At 71.9% G+C, this 17,206-nt stretch carries 11 protein-coding genes; 3 read left to right on the top strand and 8 right to left on the bottom strand.

The annotated features are described in order from the left end of the window. The first annotated feature begins 64 nt into the window (after positions 1 to 64). On the top strand, positions 65 to 1,585 hold the full coding sequence (locus P3T39_RS19925; protein ID WP_280699592.1) for an FAD-dependent monooxygenase: 1,521 nt from the start codon (positions 65 to 67) through the stop codon (positions 1,583 to 1,585). 204 nt (positions 1,586 to 1,789) lie between these two features. Beyond that, a complete protein-coding gene (locus P3T39_RS19930) occupies positions 1,790 to 3,775 on the top strand; it encodes a helix-turn-helix domain-containing protein (protein WP_280699699.1) in 1,986 nt (661 codons plus the stop codon). A gap of 308 nt (positions 3,776 to 4,083) precedes the next feature. Here P3T39_RS19930 and P3T39_RS19935 read toward each other — a convergent pair whose 3' ends face one another. From P3T39_RS19935 to P3T39_RS19965, 7 genes are all read right to left on the bottom strand, one after another. Further along, entirely contained in the window at positions 4,084 to 5,949 is a 1,866-nt protein-coding gene (locus P3T39_RS19935; RefSeq protein WP_280699594.1) for an alpha-galactosidase, read from the bottom strand. 141 nt (positions 5,950 to 6,090) lie between these two features. Continuing rightward, on the bottom strand, positions 6,091 to 8,475 hold the full coding sequence (locus tag P3T39_RS19940) for a collagenase (protein ID WP_280699596.1): 2,385 nt from the start codon (positions 8,473 to 8,475) through the stop codon (positions 6,091 to 6,093). Positions 8,476 to 8,651: 176 nt separating this feature from the next. Then, complete coding sequence (locus tag P3T39_RS19945; protein WP_280699700.1) at positions 8,652 to 9,593, bottom strand: ABC transporter ATP-binding protein; 942 nt, start codon at positions 9,591 to 9,593, stop codon at positions 8,652 to 8,654. Between the two features lie 29 nt (positions 9,594 to 9,622). Then, positions 9,623 to 10,600: an ABC transporter ATP-binding protein gene (locus P3T39_RS19950; protein ID WP_280699598.1), complete on the bottom strand. Its 978-nt coding sequence runs from the start codon at positions 10,598 to 10,600 to the stop codon at positions 9,623 to 9,625. Then, entirely contained in the window at positions 10,597 to 11,586 is a 990-nt protein-coding gene (locus tag P3T39_RS19955) for an ABC transporter permease (protein WP_280699600.1), read from the bottom strand. Before P3T39_RS19955 ends, P3T39_RS19950 begins: the two co-directional genes overlap by 4 nt. Then, positions 11,583 to 12,548 (bottom strand): ABC transporter permease, encoded by a 966-nt coding sequence (locus tag P3T39_RS19960; RefSeq protein WP_280699602.1) that lies wholly within the window; start codon positions 12,546 to 12,548, stop codon positions 11,583 to 11,585. The genes P3T39_RS19955 and P3T39_RS19960 overlap by 4 nt, the downstream gene beginning before the upstream one ends. Before the next feature lie 14 nt (positions 12,549 to 12,562). Then, positions 12,563 to 14,299, bottom strand: a complete 1,737-nt coding sequence (locus tag P3T39_RS19965; RefSeq protein ID WP_280699604.1) for an ABC transporter substrate-binding protein — start codon at positions 14,297 to 14,299, stop codon at positions 12,563 to 12,565. Between the two features lie 237 nt (positions 14,300 to 14,536). Here P3T39_RS19965 and P3T39_RS19970 point away from each other — a divergent pair, with 237 nt between their 5' ends. Continuing rightward, positions 14,537 to 16,006: an aminopeptidase P family protein gene (locus P3T39_RS19970; protein ID WP_280699606.1), complete on the top strand. Its 1,470-nt coding sequence runs from the start codon at positions 14,537 to 14,539 to the stop codon at positions 16,004 to 16,006. Positions 16,007 to 16,070: 64 nt separating this feature from the next. Here P3T39_RS19970 and P3T39_RS19975 read toward each other — a convergent pair whose 3' ends face one another. Next, positions 16,071 to 17,159 (bottom strand): nitronate monooxygenase, encoded by a 1,089-nt coding sequence (locus tag P3T39_RS19975; protein WP_280699608.1) that lies wholly within the window; start codon positions 17,157 to 17,159, stop codon positions 16,071 to 16,073. Positions 17,160 to 17,206 lie beyond the last annotated feature (47 nt).

Genomic DNA, 17,206 nt, shown 5'->3' on the forward strand with positions numbered 1-17,206 from the left:
TGCATTTTCTCCCCCGGTTGCTGTTGCATGGCCCCATCACTCAACCGGGGAGGGAACAGCGGACATGGCACACCTGGAGACAGCGGCAACCGTACTGATCGTGGGTGCCGGACCCACCGGCCTGACGCTGGCGTGCAGCCTGGCCCGCCAGGGCATCGGCGTCCGGATCATCGACAAGTCGACCGAGTTCCAGAGCAGTTCGCGCGGCAAGGGCCTCAACCCGCGCAGCCTGGAGGTGCTCGCCGACTTCGGCCTCGACCGGCGGCTGTCGGCCGAGGGCCGCAGCCGCCAGCTCTTCCGCAAGTACTTCGACGGGGTCTTCGTCACCGATACGGACGCCTTCGAGGACGCCCGGCCGACACCCGACGCACCGTACGAGCGCGGGCTGTTCATTCCGCAGGCCCGAGTGGAGGGCATGCTGCGGGACGTCCTCGCGACCTACCGGGTCGAGGTCGAACTCGGCGGCGAGCTCGTCGAGTTCGGACAGGACGAGGAGAGGGTCACCGCGCTGCTCGCGAGCGGCGGGCGGATCACCGCGGACTACCTCGTCGGCTGCGACGGCGGACGCAGCACGGTGCGCAAGGGCCTGGGTATCGCCTTCCCCGGGTCCGGCGACCCGGAGACGGCGATGGTCTGCGGCGACGTCGTGATGGAGGGTCTCGATCCGGCGTACTGGCACCAGTGGTTCGGGGCGAAGGGGGCGCTGCTGCTCTGCCCGTTCGAGGGCAGCGACAGCTGGCAGTTCCAGGCCAGCCCCGAACTGGACGAGCACGGGCGGGTGATCGAACCGTCACTGGAGAGCTTCCGCCGCATCGTCGCCCGGCACACCGGCAGCACCGATCTTCGGGTGCGCAGCGCGAGCTGGCTCTCCACCTGGCGGGTCAACGTCCGGATGGCGGAGCGCTACCGCGTCGGCCGGGTGCTGATCGCCGGGGACGCCGCGCATGTCCACCCGATCGCGGGCGGGCTCGGCATGAACACCGGGATCCAGGACGCCTGGAACCTCGGCTGGAAGCTGGGTCACGTCCTCACCGGCCAGGCCGGTCCCGGACTGGTCGACAGCTACCAGGAGGAGCGGCTGCCGATCGCCGCCCGGCTGCTGAACGTCACCACCGCCGCGATGGCCGCGGTCACCGAGCGCTCCCGCACGCCCGGGGTCGGGCTGGAGGTCGTCCGCTCCGAGGACACGACCGGGCTCGCCATCGACTACCGCTGGAGCAGCCTGTCCAGGGACGTGCACCCGGCCGGGCCCGGCGACGCCCCGCAGGCGGGCGACCGGGCGCCGGACGCCCCGCTGCTGGACGGCGAGGGCCGGCCGGTGCGGCTCTTCGACCTCTTCGCGGGCAGCCACTTCACCCTGCTCGCCTTCGGCTGCCCGGCCCCCCGACTGGCGGGTACCGCACGCGCCTTCAGGATCGACTCCGATGCAGGACCGCTGCGCGACGCGGGCGGGCACGCCCGGCGGGCGTACGGGGTCCAGGGCGATGCGCTGATCCTGGTCCGCCCGGACAACCACATCGCGCTGACGGGCCGGGCGGGTGATGCCGACGCGGTCCTGAGCTACCTCCGCGAACTCGGGCGCTGACCCGGACCGGCCGGCAACGGGGCCCGCACGCTCATCGCCGGCCGAGGCCCGAGGCCCACTGCCGCGTCGACCGTGCCTCTCCGTACGATCGGCGCAGGTCACCGAGGGTTCGGGTCGTTCGATTGGCAGCGGACGGACAGATCTCGCGGACAGGTGCGGTGAGCAGAGGAGGGACAAGTGCCCACGGTCGGTTCATTGACCGAGATGGCGGAGCTGGCGCTGGAGTTCGTGGCCGGCGCCGCCGAGCGGGGAGCGCTACGGACGGTGGTCGGCGCGGCACTCGCGCCGGGCGACGACGGGCCGCCACCCGGCCCGGACTTCGCCGGGAAGCTGGTCCGGATCGAGATCGAGCCGGACGGTGGCGGCTGGGCCGAGGACTCGGCCGCGGCGGCGCGGGTGGTGAGCCGGTACGCCGCCGCCCGGGTGGCCGCCCTGGCCGTGCCCACCCGGCGGCCCGGTGAGGCACCGGGCGCGCTGGTCGAGGCGGCCGCGCGGCACGGTGTGGCCCTGCTGACGGTCTCCCCCGATGTCTCCTGGCTGCGCCTCGCTCAGGTGATCGGTGACGAACGGCTGCGCGAGGCACGGGAGCAGATTGCCGATCTGGAGCAACTCCTCTCCCTGGTAAGGGATCAGGGAGAGGAGGACCGCAGGGTGGAGCGGCTGGTCGCCTGGTTGGCCCGAACGCTCGACGGTGCCGTCACCCTGACCGGCGGACGTCCCGGCGTCGGCCGGGTCGACGCCCCCGGCCCGGCCTGGGACCTGCCGCCCGGGGCCGGGAAAGCGGCCGAGGAGGTCGCGGGCGGCCGGCTCGGCTCGGCCGCGATCGACGACGGCGGGCAGCGCATCCGGCTGACGGCGATCGGGCGGAAGCGGCCGCACCCCGTTCTGGCGGTCGGCCGGACCGAGCCCTTCGACGCCCGCAGCAGGGTGCTGATCACCCATGCGGCGACGCTGCTGGCGCCGATCCTCCAGGCCAAGGAGGCCGGGGTGGACCGCGACCGGCTGCGCGAGGTGGCGGCGGCACTGCGCGTGGCGGTCTTCCAGCTGCTGATGGGCGGCGAGGTGACGCTGGCCCAGCGCACCGCCGAGGGCCTGTCCAGGGGGCTGCTGGACGCGGAGAGCGCCCGGGTGTACGTCCTGGAGGGGCCGTCCGCCGAGCGCGACCGGCTGGCCCGGGAGTGCACGGCGGCCACCAAGGGCCGGGCGCTGGTGGTCCGTTGCCCGGCCTACGACCAGCACCTGATCGTCGTCGCCCCGCTGAGGGAGGGATCGTCCGCCGGCTCTGCGGACGACGCTGGGGACGACCGGGGAGCGGCCGGCCGGGGAGCGGCCGGCCCGACCGGCGAGCGCTGGGGCTCGGACGACTGGGACGCCGTGGGCAGGATCCTGCGCCGATTCGTCGCCCAGCACCCCGAGCGCTACCTGGGCGGCAGCGGCTCGCTCCCCCTCGCACAGACCGCCGGCTCGTACGGCGACGCCATCCGCGCCCTCGCGGTGGCCCGGCTGCAACCGGGCCGCTCGGCGCTGTACGCGGCGGAGAGCCGGCTCACCCAGGTCCTCGACCACCGTGTCGTCGTCGCCTGGGCGGGCGAGTTGCTGCGGCCGCTGCACGCCCTCTCGTACAGCAGCCTCGACCAGATGCTCGGCACACTGCACCTCGGACTGGAGTTCCCGGCCACCAGCACCGCGAAGATCCTCGGTGTCAGCCGCAACACCGTTCGCGCCCGCCTCGACCGGGCGGCCGCCCTGCTCGGCCTCGACCTCTCCGGGCTGCGGGGGCGAGCGGTGCTCCATCTGGCCCTGCAGTCCTGCTCGGTGGCCGGTCCTGACGGGCTCTGCCGCACTCCGGACCGCCCGGGACGTCGGACCTCCGCCACCCTCTCGGAGGTCCTCTCCGGTGAGGGCGCCCGAACGTGGGCCCAGGCCCTGCTGCAGCGCCTCGCCGAGGACGCACGCGACCTGCGCGGCACCCTGCTGGCCTGGCTGGCGGCCGGCGCGAGTGTCGAACAGGCCGCCCGGCAGCTCGGTCTGCACCCGCAGACCGTCCGCGAACACCTGCGCAGCGCGGAGCGGCTGCTCCAGCGCCAGTTGCTCTCGGGCGGCGGCGGCCAGTACGAGGTGACGCTCGCCTTCGCCGTTCTGGGCGAGTTGACGCTCACCGAGCCCGATCCCGGGGAGGACTCGGCCTGACGCAGGCTCAGCTTCCCGGCAGGTCGCAGCGGCGGACCGTGCACCGGTGACGGTCGGCGGCCGCCCGACCGTGCACCCGTGCGGTACCGCCGGGCAGGGCGGCCGCCCTAGGCTCGCCGCGTCGGCCGCACGGGGGGCGGCCGATCTCACACCCACCAGGCGGAGGACCGCTGCTGCTGCGACTTCGGTCGTCGGCTCCGCCTGGTGACCAGGGTGCTCACCGGGCGCCGGCCGCCACGCGACAGGCCCGGCCCCGGTGAGCGACGGGCCGGTCAGGGCCGGAGGATCCCCCACCTCTCCGGCCCTGGTCAACCGCCTGCCCCGCGAAGGTGCTCCTGCCGGCGCAGGGTCAGCAGGCCGCCCAGGGGCACGTGCAGGGCCAACTCATGGCCGTCCAGAGCCGGTTCGGCCTGGGCGACGGTACCGCCGCGGCAGTCCTGCACCAGGACGGCGAGTCGGCCGGGTGGCCGGTCGAAGGTGAGGCGGACCAGGGTGTCCGGGTCGGCGTTGGCGAGCAGCAGCAGGGACCAGTCGCCACGGACCGCCACCGGCAGCGGGGCATAGCGGCCGAAGGCGAGCGCCGGGCCGAGCCGGGACTCGATCAGCGGGTAGGCGAGTTCGGTCCTGTGGGGTCGGAACTCGCCGCGTTGCAGCAGTTCGACGTGCTCGCGCAGGACCGGGAGCCAGAAGCGCAGCACCGCGAGCTGTTCGGGCCGCTGGGCGGCGAGGTCCACCGAGACCTGCGGGGTGGCGAAGAGCACGGACAGCAGCAGGACGGCGATCTGCTCGGGTGTCTCGTCCGGGTGCCAGGTCAGCGGGTCGGCGTGGACGGCCAGCGGGCCTGCGGTGAGGCGGAGATCGGCGGTGCGGACGCGGTTCTCGACGGCGTTGTGCGGGCAGTCGGCGGCCCGGATCATCGTGGCGTACGGCCGGAGCCCGGGGCCGATGTAGTCCTGGCGGTGTTCGACCAGGACCTCGGGGCGACTGGCGCGCAGCCGCTGGTCCAGTTCCGCGAGCAGCCGGTGGACACCCTCGGCGACCGTCGCGCAGTCGCCCTCCGGCGAGTCCGGTGAGCTCGGTGAGTCAGGCGAGCCCGGTGAGTCAGGCGAGCCGTCGCTCGGTGCGACGCGGGCGAAGGTGTCGATGAAGTCGATCTTCAAGCCGTCCACCCCGTGCTGTTCCACGGCGGCGGCCAGCCGTTCGACCTGGTGGCGGCGGACGGCTGGGCTGCGCGGGTCCAGCACGGAGGTCTCCAACTGCGGCAGCCTGCCGAGGGTGTGCGGAGCGAGTTCCCTGGCGGCGGCGCTGCGGTCGCCGGCGAACGGGAGAGCGTGCCAGAGCAGGTAGTTGAGGCCGAGCGCGCGGACCCTGGCCACATGGGCGGGGAAGTCGGGGAAGCCGATCGGCGCTGGCTGCCAGTCCCCGGTGGTGGCATAGGAGCGGGACTCCTCGTCGGTCTGCCAGCCGTCGTCCACGATCAGCGAGCGGAAGCCGAGGGGTGCGGCCAGCGCGGCCAGCCGTTCGACCTCCGCCGCGTTCATCGCCAGGTGCAGCGCGTACCAGGTGCAGAAGACCGGCTCGAAGGCCGCAGCCGGGACGGTGGCGGGCGGCGTCGAGGCGGCCCACCAGGACGCACAGTCCTGCACGGTGTCGGCGAAGTGGCGTCCGCTCAGGTCGAGCCGCAGGGCCAGCTCCGGGCCCTCGTGCTCGACCCACCAGCTGAACTCGCCGGTCTCCTCGACGGCTCCCTCGCCGATGGCGACCGGCAGGACCACCTCTCCGACCGCGAAGGTGCACAGCGCCCGGTCGCCGCTGCCGACCAGGCTGCCCACCGGCGCGCCCTGGGGCAGAGCTGCGATCCTGGGCGCAAGCCAGGAGGGCGGCAGCCACCGGGAGTTGGTGTTCGGCGTCCAGTACGCGCTCGCGCCGGTGCACGGCAGTCGCCACTCGGCCCTGACCCGCAGCGGGAGTCGGTCGTCCGGATCGCCGGCCGTGACGCGGAGCAGGAGCACACCGGGTGCCTCCTGCGGGATCACCGACACGCCGAGGCTGCGTCCGCCGACCGCCGTGGCCCGAAGGCGCAGTCCGGGGAGGGAGCCGTCGACGCTCCTGGTGGTCTCGGTGCGGCCGGACGGATGGGCGCTGCCGTCCCAGCTGAGCGCGGTCCCACTCACTGCGTGCCTTTCTGCCGTTGCGGATCCTGCACGCGCGGTCAGCCGTGCAGCGCGCCCGAAGGGGCGCGGGAGACGCAGGAAGGACCCGGTCGGGCGCGGCCCGCGAAACGGTTCCCCGCCGCGGCCCGACCGGGCGTCGTGTCACCGGCGGAGCGGGCCCTCGCAGGTGTAGTCGGCGGTTCCGGCCCGGCCGTTGCTCCAGATGTCGACCTTGCCGAAGTAGCAGTTCATGTCGTCGAGGTTGTTGGCGACGCCCTTCGTCCGCTGGAGGATGAAGTAGTCGACCGTGCCGGACATGTCCTTGAACACCCGGTCCGTGCTACCGGAGTCGGCAAGGTTCGCGGTGATCCTGCCGGTGCAGATGAACCGCATCGGCTTGTTGTTCCAGTCGCCGTTGTCCTTGCAACTGGGAGTGCTGTAGGTCGCCTTGGCGAAGGCGGCCCGCACCTGGGAGGCGGAGGCGTACTTCAGGGCGCCGTTGGCGGTGAAGGAGGTGCTGGGGACGTACAGGTTGTCCAGGTTCTTGATCTGGGCGTCCAGGAAGGCGCTGTACTCGGCGTTCAGGGCGGCGTCGTCGGAGACCTTGGTGCGCCACGCCTCGAAGCCGGCCGGGTCGTCGGCCCGCTGGTAGCCGTACATCTCGCGGATCAGCGAGGGGTGCTTCTGCCACAGGAACTCGAAGAACGTCCCGGCGTAGTTGTAGAAGTGGAAGGCCGGGGTGTCGCCGTACTTGGCGTGGATGAGCTCCTTGACGGTCATCCGGGGGATGCCCGCCGCCTCGTCCTGGGCCAGCTTGGACACCAGCGACTTGCGCACCAGGATGCCCTGGTCGCGGGTGGAGCCGTCGAAGAACTCGGCTGTCCCCTCGTCCATCGCCGTGGTCATGTCGTCGTGGTACCAGCGGGTGTCACCGAAGTAACCCGGCACCGCCCAGCGGCCGTTGAGGTAGTGGGTGTACTCGTGCCGGAACAGCTCCTCCAACGTCAGGGTGGAGTCCTGCGGCACCCGGCGCTGGTAGGTGTAGAAGGTGGCGCCGTTCTCGATGTAGATACCACCGTTGTTGGTGCTCATACCGGTGAGCAGCGGGTGGTAGACCTCGTAGTCGGCGCGCGAGGCGTACAGGTGGATGTGCAGCGTGGTGTTGACGTCGCCGGCGAGCGGCTGGTCGGTGCCGAGCACCCGGAAGAACTGGGTCTTCACCTGCTTGCTCGCGTAGTACATCTGGTCGACGGTGGCCTTGTCGAGAGCGGTGTGCACCTCGATGGCGCCGTTGTCGTACTTGTAGGTGTTGGGGAAGAGCTTGGCCTCGATCTGGTCGGTGCAGACACCGAACTGGGCGCACACGCCGTAGGTGTTGGCCCAGCCGACCGCCTTGACCCAGGGGTCGGAGAACTCGCCGAAGGCGGCTTTGGTGGCGTCCAGCAGCGGGCCGATGTCGGCCTTGACCGCCGAGGCGAGCGAGGCTATCTGGCCGAAGCGCCCGTACTCGGCGACGGCGTCGCGGGCGAGCCAGGCGTTGGTGGTCCCCTTGAGGTAGCCGGCGCTCGCGAAGCCACGGAAGACCGCGCGATAACCGGCGTCACCGGCGACAGCCGCCGTGAAGGCCGGGTCCTGGTTGTAGATGCCGAGGTAGTTGACGTTCAGTGCGGAGAGCGCGGCGCCGCTCCAGGCGCTGCTGCCCGCGAGCACGGTCCCCGGGCCGAACTTGCCGAGGATCTGCTTGACCAGAGCGAGGTTGTTCTGGCGCATGCCCGTGCTGCCCGCGACGATGCCCAGCTCGCGCATGGTGTAACCGGCCAGGTCGCCGGTGTCCCAGGCGTGTGCGCTCGCCGTGTAGCTGCCGATGGCCTGCTGGATGGCGGCCAGCGTGGCCGGGTCGGTGACGTGCAGCTCGGGGTGGCTGAAGTCGTGGTACACCGTGGCGTGCAGGAAGGTCCACAGCTCGTAGAGGTGGCTGCCGGGGGTGCCGTCGGAGGTGGCGGAGCCCTGGGTGATCCGGTTGGCGACCGCCTGGACGTGGGCGTTGTCCATCGTGGTGGTGAACCGGGCGTCCCAGCTCCAGAGGACGTGGTTCAGGCAGCCGTCGGCGGTGACCGCCGGGTCGGTGAGGAAGCCGACCAACTGGTCCGGGCCCAGGCTGGTCAGGCCGTCGACGGTGCACGGGACGCCGGCGGCCGTACGGGCCACGGGCGCGTGCGGGGCGGGCGTCAGGTCGGCGCTGGTGGGGCCCGGCCGGCCGACCTGGGCCGGCAGCGCACCGGGGACCAGCGCACTGCCCAGCGAACCGCCGCCGGGGGCGGGCGCCGCGCTGCCGGTCTTGGCGACGGCGTTGCCGAGCTGGTCCACGTCGTCGTAGCCGGTCGGCCTGGGGTCGGCCGTGGGGGCGCCGGCGGCGGAAGCCACCGGGCTGGGAGCGGTGGCGGCCGCCGGGGTGAGGGCCTGCGCGGTCTGGACGGCCGGCAGCGTGAGGGAGGCTGCGATGGCCGCTGCGAGCAGAACCCGGCGTGTGGCGCGAGTGGTTGACACCTGTGCTCCTGCGGGAGTGAGGGGGTGGGGGGTGGAGCAGTTGCGGCGGATCTCGGGCATCCGGGCCGCTGTCGGTCGGGCAGGGTCCGGGTGCTTCGGTGCGTCCGTCGGGCACACCCGGGGCCGTACTGGCGCAACAGGCTCACCGGTACGGCGACGGGAAGGTCCGGTGGTGGTCAGACCTCCGGGAAGTGGCAGGCGGCCTGGCGGGTGGTGCCGGGCCCGGTGATCTGCAACAGCGGGGGTTCGGTTCGGCAGAGTTCCTGCGCCTTGGGGCAGCGCGGGTGGAAGGTGCAGCCGCTCGGCGGACTGGAGGGGCTGGGCGGGTCGCCGAGCAGGACGATCCGCTCGCGGGCCCGCTCGGCCGCCGGGTCGGGCAGCGGTACGGCCGACAGCAGCGCTCTGGTGTAGGGGTGCGCCGGGCTGCCGTACACCTCCTGCCGGTCGCCGATCTCGACGATCCGGCCGAGGTACATCACTGCGACCCGGTGGCTGATGTGCCTGACCACCGCCAGGTCGTGTGCGATGAAGACGTACGCCACGCCGAGTTCGCGTTGCAGCCGCTCCAGCAGGCCGACGATCTGCGCCTGGATGGAGACGTCGAGCGCGGACACCGGTTCGTCGGCGACGACCAGCTCGGGCCGGGTGGCCAGGGCGCGGGCGATGCCGATCCGCTGGGCCTGGCCGCCGGAGAACTGGTGCGGGTAACGCTCCAGGTGCTCGGGGGCGAGGCCGACCAGAGAGATCAGCTCGCGGACCTCGCGGTGGATCGTCTGCGCCGACCCTCCCTGGGCGCGCAGCGGTGCGGCGATGATCTGCTGGACGGTCTGCCGGGGGTTCAGGGAGGCGAACGGGTCCTGGAAGATCATCTGCAACTTGCTGCGCAGCGGCCGCAGTTCGCGCTGGCCGGTGCGGGTGATGTCCCGCCCCTGGAAGCTGACGCGGCCGGCCGTCGGGTCGAGCAGCCGCACCAGCATGCGGCCGGTGGTGGACTTTCCACAACCCGATTCGCCGACCAGTCCGAGCGTCTCTCCGGGGCGCACCTCGAAGCTGACGCCGTCCACGGCCCGGACGCCGGCCTGGCGGCGGAGCGCGCCGCGCGGGCCCGGGAAGGTCATCCCCAGATCCTCTACCTCGAGCAGGGCGGTCATGCGTTCACCTCGTCGAGTACGCAGGCGCTGCGACGGCCCTCGTCGACCACCCGCAGCAGCGGCCGATCGGCCGTGCACAGCGGCGACTTCCGCTCCGCGTACACGGGGCAGCGGGGATGGAAGGCGCAGCCGGGTGGTGGCGCCAGCAGCGAGGGCGGGCTGCCGGGGATGGCCCTGAGGGGATCCCCTTCGGGCGCGTCCAGGCGGGGCAGGGAGTCGAGCAGACCTCGGGTGTAGGGGTGGCGTGGTGCGGTGAACAGGCTGTCCGCGGGGGCCTGTTCGGCCGCCGAGCCGCCGTACATCACCAGGACCTCGTCGGCGACCCGGGCGATCACGCCGAGGTCATGGGTGATGATGACGAGGCCGAGTCCGCGTTCTCGCTGAAGCCTGGTCAGCAGTTCCAGGACCTGTGCCTGGACGGTGACGTCGAGGGCGGTGGTCGGCTCGTCGGCGATGATCAGGTCCGGCTCGCAGGAGAGCGCGAGCGCGATCATCGCTCGCTGGCGCATACCGCCGGAGAACTGGTGCGGGTACTCCCCCGCCCGGCGGGCCGGTCCGGGGATGCCGACGTCGCCGAGCACCTCGACCGCCCTGGCCCAGGCGGTCTTCCGGCTGCCGCCGTGGTGCTCCCGGTAGGTCTCGGCTATCTGGTCGCCGATGGTGAAGTACGGGTGCAGGGCGGTGAGCGCGTCCTGGAAGACCATGGCGATCCGCCGGCCGCGCAGCCTGCGCACGGTCTCCTCGGGTGCGCCGATCAGCTCGGTGCCGTCGAAGCGGACCGAACCGGTCACCTCGGCGCCCCGGTGCAGCCCCATCACGGCCAGCGAGGTGACGGACTTCCCCGAGCCCGACTCCCCCACGATCCCGAGCGTACGCCCGCGCTCGACGGTGAAGTCGATCCCCTTCACCGCCCGGACCGCACCCTCGGCGGTGTCGAACTCGACGGCCAGGTCAGTGACTTCAAGCAGCGTCATGAAAGCCTCGCCCTCGGGTCGATCCAGGCGTAGAGAAGGTCCACGGCCAGGTTGGAGGTCACGATGAAGAAGGACGCGAGCAGCGTGATTCCCATGATCACCGGCTGGTCGGCCTTGTTGAGCGAGTCCGCGAAGAGCTTGCCGACGCCCGGGAGGCTGAACAGCGACTCGGTGATCAGCGCCCCGGCCAGCAGTCCGCCGAGGTCCATGCCGAGCATGGTGGCGACCGGCGTCAGTGCGGGCCTCAGCCCGTGCCTGCCGACCACCCGGCGTTCGGGCAGGCCCTTGGCCCTGGCCGTCCGCACATACGGCTCGGCCATCGTTTCGATCACCGAATTGCGGGTCATCCGGGCGTAGATGGCGGCGAACATCAGCGCCAGCGTGATCCACGGCAGGATCAGGTTGCGCAGCCATCCGACCGGATCCTCGCCGAAAGCGATGTAGCGGGGGTAGGGCATCAGGCCGAGTACCGTCACCACCACGTAGAGCAGGATCATCGCGGTGAAGTAGACCGGCAGCGCGGCGACTGCGATGGTGCCGACCATCAGCACCCGGTCCACCCAGCTGTTGCGCCGCAGGGCGGAGAGCACCCCGGCCGAGAGGCCGAGCAGCAGCCAGAGCACGGCCGCGCCGAGGGCGAGCGAGGCGCTGGCGGGCAGCCGGTCCATCATCAGGTCCCAGACCGGCTGCCCGCTCTGGAAGGAGTAGCCGAAGCAGGGGAATCCGCAGTGGACGGCGTACTGGCCGCTGCCGAGCGTCTGCCCGGCGAAGATCCCGACCACATAGCGGCCGAACTGCACGATCAGCGGGTCGTCCAGGCCCATCTGATGCCGGACCATCTCGATCCGGTCGGCCGAGCAGTCCTTGCCGCAGAACTGTGCGGCCGGGTCGCTGGGCAGCAGGTAGAAGATGGCGAAGGTGAGCGCGCAGATCACCAGCAGGGTGGCGGCGATGCCGAGCAACCGCCGCAGCAGGAAGCCCGTCATGCCGCCCTGCCCTTCGGGTCGAGGGCGTCGCGCAGCGCATCGCCGAGCAGGGTGAAGGCGAGCACGATCAGGAAGAGGCAGGCGCTGGGGAGGATGAAGAACATCGGGTCGACCTTGTAGTAGAGCACCGAGTCCGAGATCATCTGGCCCCAACTCGGCGTCGGCGGACGGACGCCCACGCCGAGGAAGGTGAGCGCCGCCTCCGTGCCGATCAGGCCGGGGATGGCCAGCGTGACGTACACGGTGATGGTGCCGGTGAGGTTGGGCAGGATCTCGGTGAGCAGGATCCGGCCGCTGGAGGTGCCGCAGGCGCGGGCGGCCTCGACGTACTCGCGGTGCTTGAGCGAGAGCGTCTGACCCCGGATCACCCGGGCGATGTACGGCCAGCCGAAGGCGCCCAATACGCCGATCAGCAGCAGGACGCGGTTGACGTCCCGGGCCACCGAGAGCAGCGCGATCATGAAGATCAGACTGGGGAAGGACATCATGACGTCCATGAAGCGGCTGATCAGGGTGTCGGTCCGGCCGCCGAAGTACCCGGCGGTGATGCCGAGCGCGACGCCGATGACGGTGATCAGCAGGGCGGCGGAGAAGGCCACCAGCAGGCTGATCTGGGCACCGTAGAGCAGACGGGCGAGGATGTCGCGGCCGAGCATCGGCTCGACGCCGAGCCAGTGGTCGGGGCCGATGCCGCCGAGCGTGCCTCTGGGCAGGCCCCCGAGATAGGCGTCGACGGACCTCTTGTCGGTGTCGTCCGGGCCGTGTCCGCTGATCGCGGTGAGCACGGGTGCGAGCAGTGCGGCGAGGACGAAGAAGGCGATGATGCCGAGTCCGACCAGGGCGACGCGTCGGCGGCGCAGCCGCTGCCAGGCCAGGCGCCGGGGGGAGGCGGCCGAGTGCTGCTCCTGCGGCGGTTCGGTGTCCGCGAGGTAGCGGGGCGGGTCCTGCGAAGGGGCGGTCATGGGTCGGCTCCTGGCTACTTGACGGACTTCAGGCCGATGACGGCGTAGTCGAGCTGCCCGGACCAGACGGGGTGGGCGAAGGCGCCGGCGATGTTGGAGCCGACCAGCAGCGGCTTCTTCTGCCAGACCAGCGGGACGGCGGGCGACTTGTCCATGATCTTGCCGTCCAGGGCGAGCCATGCCTGGTTGGCCTGCGAGACGTCGGCGAGTGCGGCGATGCGGTCGAGTTCGGCGATGGTCTCGGGGTCGTTGAACCGGGTGATGTCGCCCTGGTTTCCCTTGTCCTTGATGGTCCGCCCGTCGAAGATCATCGGCAGGAAGGTCGCGGCCGACGGGTAGTCAGGACACCAGCCGCCGATGGACAGGCCGGGCTGCTTGTCCTTGTCGCCGACGATCGAGCTGACGGCGGTCGGGTCCACGGTGGTGATGGTGACGCTGATGCCGAGCTTCTTCAGCGCCGCCTGGATCGCCTCGGCCTGCTGGCGGCCACCGGTGGAGGTGAGCAGCTCGGTCGAGAAGCCGCCCGCGAACCCGGCCTCGGTGAGCAGCTCCTTGGCCTTCGCCTGGTCACCGGAGGGCTTGATCATGAAGTGGTCGACCGGCGTGCCCTGGGTGAGCACCGGCGGGAGGTAGGTGGCGGCGATGTCGGTGAACGCGGGCCCGCCCATCGTGGCGGCGAAGGCCTCCTTGTCCACCGCGTACTGCATGGCGAGCCGGACCTTGGCGTTGTCGAAGGGCGCCTTGGTGGTGTTCATGTCCAGCTTGGTGGTGCAGCCCGCGTTCTCGCTGACCAGGCGCTTCTTGACGTCCGGATTGGTCAGCACGTCGCTGATCTTCGCGGGCACCAGGTCGACGTAGGAGACGGCGTTCCTGTCGTCGCCCTGATCGGCGATCAGCCGGTCGGCGACGCCGGTGCCCTTGAGTGTCTGGTCCACCACGATCCGGTCGGGGTACGCCTTGCGGACGGGGTCGGTCTTCTCGTCCCAGTAGGTGTTCCGGACCAGCACCATGCGCTTGCCCCGGTCGTAGGACTCGATCCGGTACGGTCCGGAGGAGACCGGGTGATTGCTGTAGTTGACCCCCGCCTCCTTGGCCTTGGGGACGGGTGCGAAGGTCGGCAGTGTGACGGTGTAGCCGAACTCGGCCACCGGGCGCTTGAGATGGAAGACGATGGTCCTGTCGTCCGGGACCTCGATCGCCTGCTTGCCCAGCCGCTCTCCGTTCAACGGGCCCTGGTAGCCGGCGGGGGCGTTCAGGTAGACCCGGGCGTAGTCGGGGCCGCCGGGCAGTTCGGGGGAGAACGAGCGCTCGACGTTGTACTTGATGTCGTCGGCGACGATCGGGGTGCCGTCCTCGTACTTGAGACCGTCCTTGAGGTGGAAGGTCCAGGTCCTGGCGCCGTCGCTGGGCGTGCCGAGGTCGGTGGCGAGGTCCGGCTCGATCTTCAGCCCCTCGGCACCGGGGGCGGCCCTGAAGGTGGTGAGGGTGCGGTAGAGCATCCGGACGCCGACGTCCATGACCGGCATCGTCCAGTTGCGGGCGGGATCGAGCTGGTCGAAGTCCACATTGGACAGGACGTCGAGCGTTCCGCCCTTGACCGGTGTGCCGCCGATGATGCCGTCTCCCTCGGTGGTGACGCCCTGTTGGTTCCGGTCGTCGCCGCTGCTGCCGTTGCTGGTGCATGCCCCGAGGCCGAGGGTGAGTGCCGCCGCGATGGCCGCCGCAACGGCGGTATGGGTACGCCTGGTCATGTGCAACTCCGCAGTGGGGGGCCGTCATTGCGGCCTGGTTCACCCCCGGGGCTGGTCCGGGGCTCGCCCTCGGAGGCGACCGCTGGGTCTAGCAGCCCCGAGGTGTGACCCGTAACATAGTAATGTGAAATTGCACAGGCAAGGGCTTGTGCGGCCCGTTATCGAGCTGTGTCCGGACTGGCCGTCAACTCCCTTGCCGACAAACCGAATCACCGCAGCTCAGAAGGGATCGCAGCCGTGACCACCCAACCCCGGCCCAACACCGGCAGCCACGACCTGCCCGTCAGCCCTGCCCTCGACGCCTTCATGGGCACCGCCTGGGCCGCCAGCCCGCTGCCGGCCGAGGACAGGGTCGCCGGTCACCAGGTCACCCCGGCCCGCCGCGCCCGGCTCGCCGCCGCCTTCCCCGGTGAGCGACTGCTGATCCCCGCAGGGCAGTTGAAGGTCCGAAGCAACGACTGCGACTACCGCTTCCGCCCGCACAGCGCCTACGCCCATCTCACCGGGCTCACCGGCGAGGACCAGGTCGGCCATGTCCTGGTCCTCGAACCCACCGGGGAGAGCGTGCTCTACCTGCGCCCCCGCTCCCCGCGCGGCGGGGCCGCGCACGGCGGGAGCACGGACCGCTCGGAGTTCTACCGCGACCGCCGCTACGGCGAGTTCTGGGTCGGCCGCCGCCCCGACCTGGCCGAGGCCGAACAGCTCACCGGCATCCGCACCGCCCACCTGGACGACCTCGACAAGCTTCTGACGGGCGCCCGACCCCGGACCCGCGTCCTCGCCGGAGTCGATCCGCAACTGGACGCCGCCACCGGCCGGTCCGACGGCCGTACCGTCCACGAGGACTCCCGACTCGCCGCCGTCCTGGCCGAGCTGCGCCTGATCAAGGACCGGTGGGAGGTCGAACAGCTGCAACTCTCCGTCGACCACACCACCACCGGCTTCGAGGACGTCGTCCGCGCCATCCCCACCGCCCTGCGCCACGGGCGCGGCGAGCGCTGGCTGGAGGGGACGTTCAACCTGCGCGCCCGCGCGGAGGGCAACGGCACCGGGTACGACACCATCGTCGCCTCCGGCGCGCACGCCTGCGTCCTGCACTGGATCCGCAACGACGGCCCGCTCGACCCCACCAAACTGCTGCTGCTCGACGCGGGCGTGGAGACCGACACCCTCTACACCGCCGACGTCACCCGCACCCTGCCGCTCGGCGGCACCTTCTCCCCCGTCCAACGGGCCGTCTACGAGCTGGTACTGGCCGCCCAGGACGCCGCCATCGCCACCCTCAGGCCCGGCGCCAGCTTCCGGGACTTCCACCGGGCCGGCATGCGGGTGATCGCCGAGGGCCTGGCCGACTGGGGCGTGCTGCGCGTCCCCGCCGAGGAGGCCCTGCACGAGGACTCCGGCCTCTACCGCCGCTACACCCTCTGCAGCAGCGGCCATATGCTCGGCCTCGACGTCCACGACTGCGCCAAGGCCCGCGCCGAGACCTACCTGGACGGCGTCCTGGAGGAGGGCATGGTCCTCACCGTCGAACCCGGCCTCTACCTCCAGCCCGACGACGAGACCCTCCCGCTCGAACTGCGCGGCCTCGGCGTACGCATCGAGGACGACCTGGTCATCACCGCCGACGGCGCCCGCCTGATGTCCGGCGCCCTCCCCCGCACCGCCCCCGCCATCGAGGAGTGGATGGGAAACCTGCTGGCCTGACGCCAAGCCCCCGGAGGGGCGCGGGGAACTGCGCGGGTTTCCGGAGGGACGCGAGGGATGGTTTTCAGAGCCTCGCGCCCCAGGAGTGGTGCCTGGCCGGTCGCGTGCCCAGGAGCCGGGCCGCCTCTGCCCACAGCTCACGGGTGATCTGCGCCGCCGGACCACTGCGGGCGCGCAGGTGCGCCGTACCGGCCCACAGGTTCATGCCGTCGAGGTCACCCCGGGCCGCGGCCGCAGCCCGCAGCGGACGGGTCAGGTGGTGCACCTCCGGGTAGGCGGCGGGCGCGTACGGCTCGTGGCGGTCGATGAAGGCATTGCGCAGGCCCCGCGCAGGACGGCCGGTGAACGCCCTGGTCACCGTGGTCTCGGCGTACCGCTCGTCCACCAGCGCCGCCCGGTAGGCCGCCGCCGCACCGGACTCGTCGCTGCGCAGATACGCCGTCCCCAGCTGCACCGCCGCCGCGCCCGCCGCCAGCGCGGCGGCGATCGCCGCGCCGTCGCCAAGCCCACCGGCCGCGATCAGCGGCAGGTCGCCCGCACGCCGCACCTCGGCGAGCAGGGCCGGCAGCGGCGTCCGCCCCGGCCGGGCATCGGCCCGGTGGGTGGCCCGGTGGCCGCCCGCCTCGGGGCCCTGGACGGTCAGCGCGTCAAGGCCGAGGGCCGCCGCCGCGCGGGCCTCGTCGGCCGATGTCACCGTCCCCACCTGGACACTGCCCACCGCCCGCAGCGCGGCGACCTCGACGGCCGACGGCAGACCGAAGGTGTACGAGACGAGCGGGACCGGATCGGCCAGCAGGGCCTCGATCTTGGCCTCCCAGTCGTCCCGGTCGGGCGCGATCCGCTCGGGCAGTTCGACGCCGAGGCGCTCGGCCTCCGGTCGCAGCCGCTCGCGGTACGCGGCCACGGCCGCCGGATCGGAGGGCTCGGCGGGGACGAAGAGGTTCATTCCGAACGGACGGTCCGTCAGCTCCCTGGTCCGGCGCACCTGCTCGGCCATCGCACCCGCCGTCAGATACCCCGCCGCGAGAAACCCCAGCCCACCGGCGCCACCGACCGCCGCCACCAACTCGGGCGTGGAAGCCCCACCCGCCATCGGAGCAGCCACCACCGGCACCTCGACGAGCCGCAACAGTCCGCCCACCACAGCCACCATCTCCCTCTCCCCCTCGCTCCCCACCCTATGCGCCGCGCCCGCAATCG

The sequence above is a fragment of the Kitasatospora sp. GP82 genome (assembly GCF_029892105.1).
Classification (GTDB): Bacteria; Actinomycetota; Actinomycetes; order Streptomycetales; family Streptomycetaceae; genus Kitasatospora.

Bases quoted from the DNA above. Each gene is read 5' to 3' on its own strand.
- P3T39_RS19925 (WP_280699592.1), top strand. From the start codon at position 65: ATGGCACACCTGGAGACAGCGGCAACCGTACTGATCGTGGGTGCCGGA.
- P3T39_RS19930 (WP_280699699.1), top strand. From the start codon at position 1,790: ATGGCGGAGCTGGCGCTGGAGTTCGTGGCCGGCGCCGCCGAGCGGGGA.
- P3T39_RS19945 (WP_280699700.1), bottom strand. From the start codon at position 9,593: ATGACCTTCCCGGGCCCGCGCGGCGCGCTCCGCCGCCAGGCCGGCGTC.
- P3T39_RS19950 (WP_280699598.1), bottom strand. From the start codon at position 10,600: ATGACGCTGCTTGAAGTCACTGACCTGGCCGTCGAGTTCGACACCGCC.
- P3T39_RS19955 (WP_280699600.1), bottom strand. From the start codon at position 11,586: ATGACGGGCTTCCTGCTGCGGCGGTTGCTCGGCATCGCCGCCACCCTG.
- P3T39_RS19960 (WP_280699602.1), bottom strand. From the start codon at position 12,548: ATGACCGCCCCTTCGCAGGACCCGCCCCGCTACCTCGCGGACACCGAA.
- P3T39_RS19965 (WP_280699604.1), bottom strand. From the start codon at position 14,299: ATGACCAGGCGTACCCATACCGCCGTTGCGGCGGCCATCGCGGCGGCA.
- P3T39_RS19975 (WP_280699608.1), bottom strand. From the start codon at position 17,159: ATGGTGGCTGTGGTGGGCGGACTGTTGCGGCTCGTCGAGGTGCCGGTG.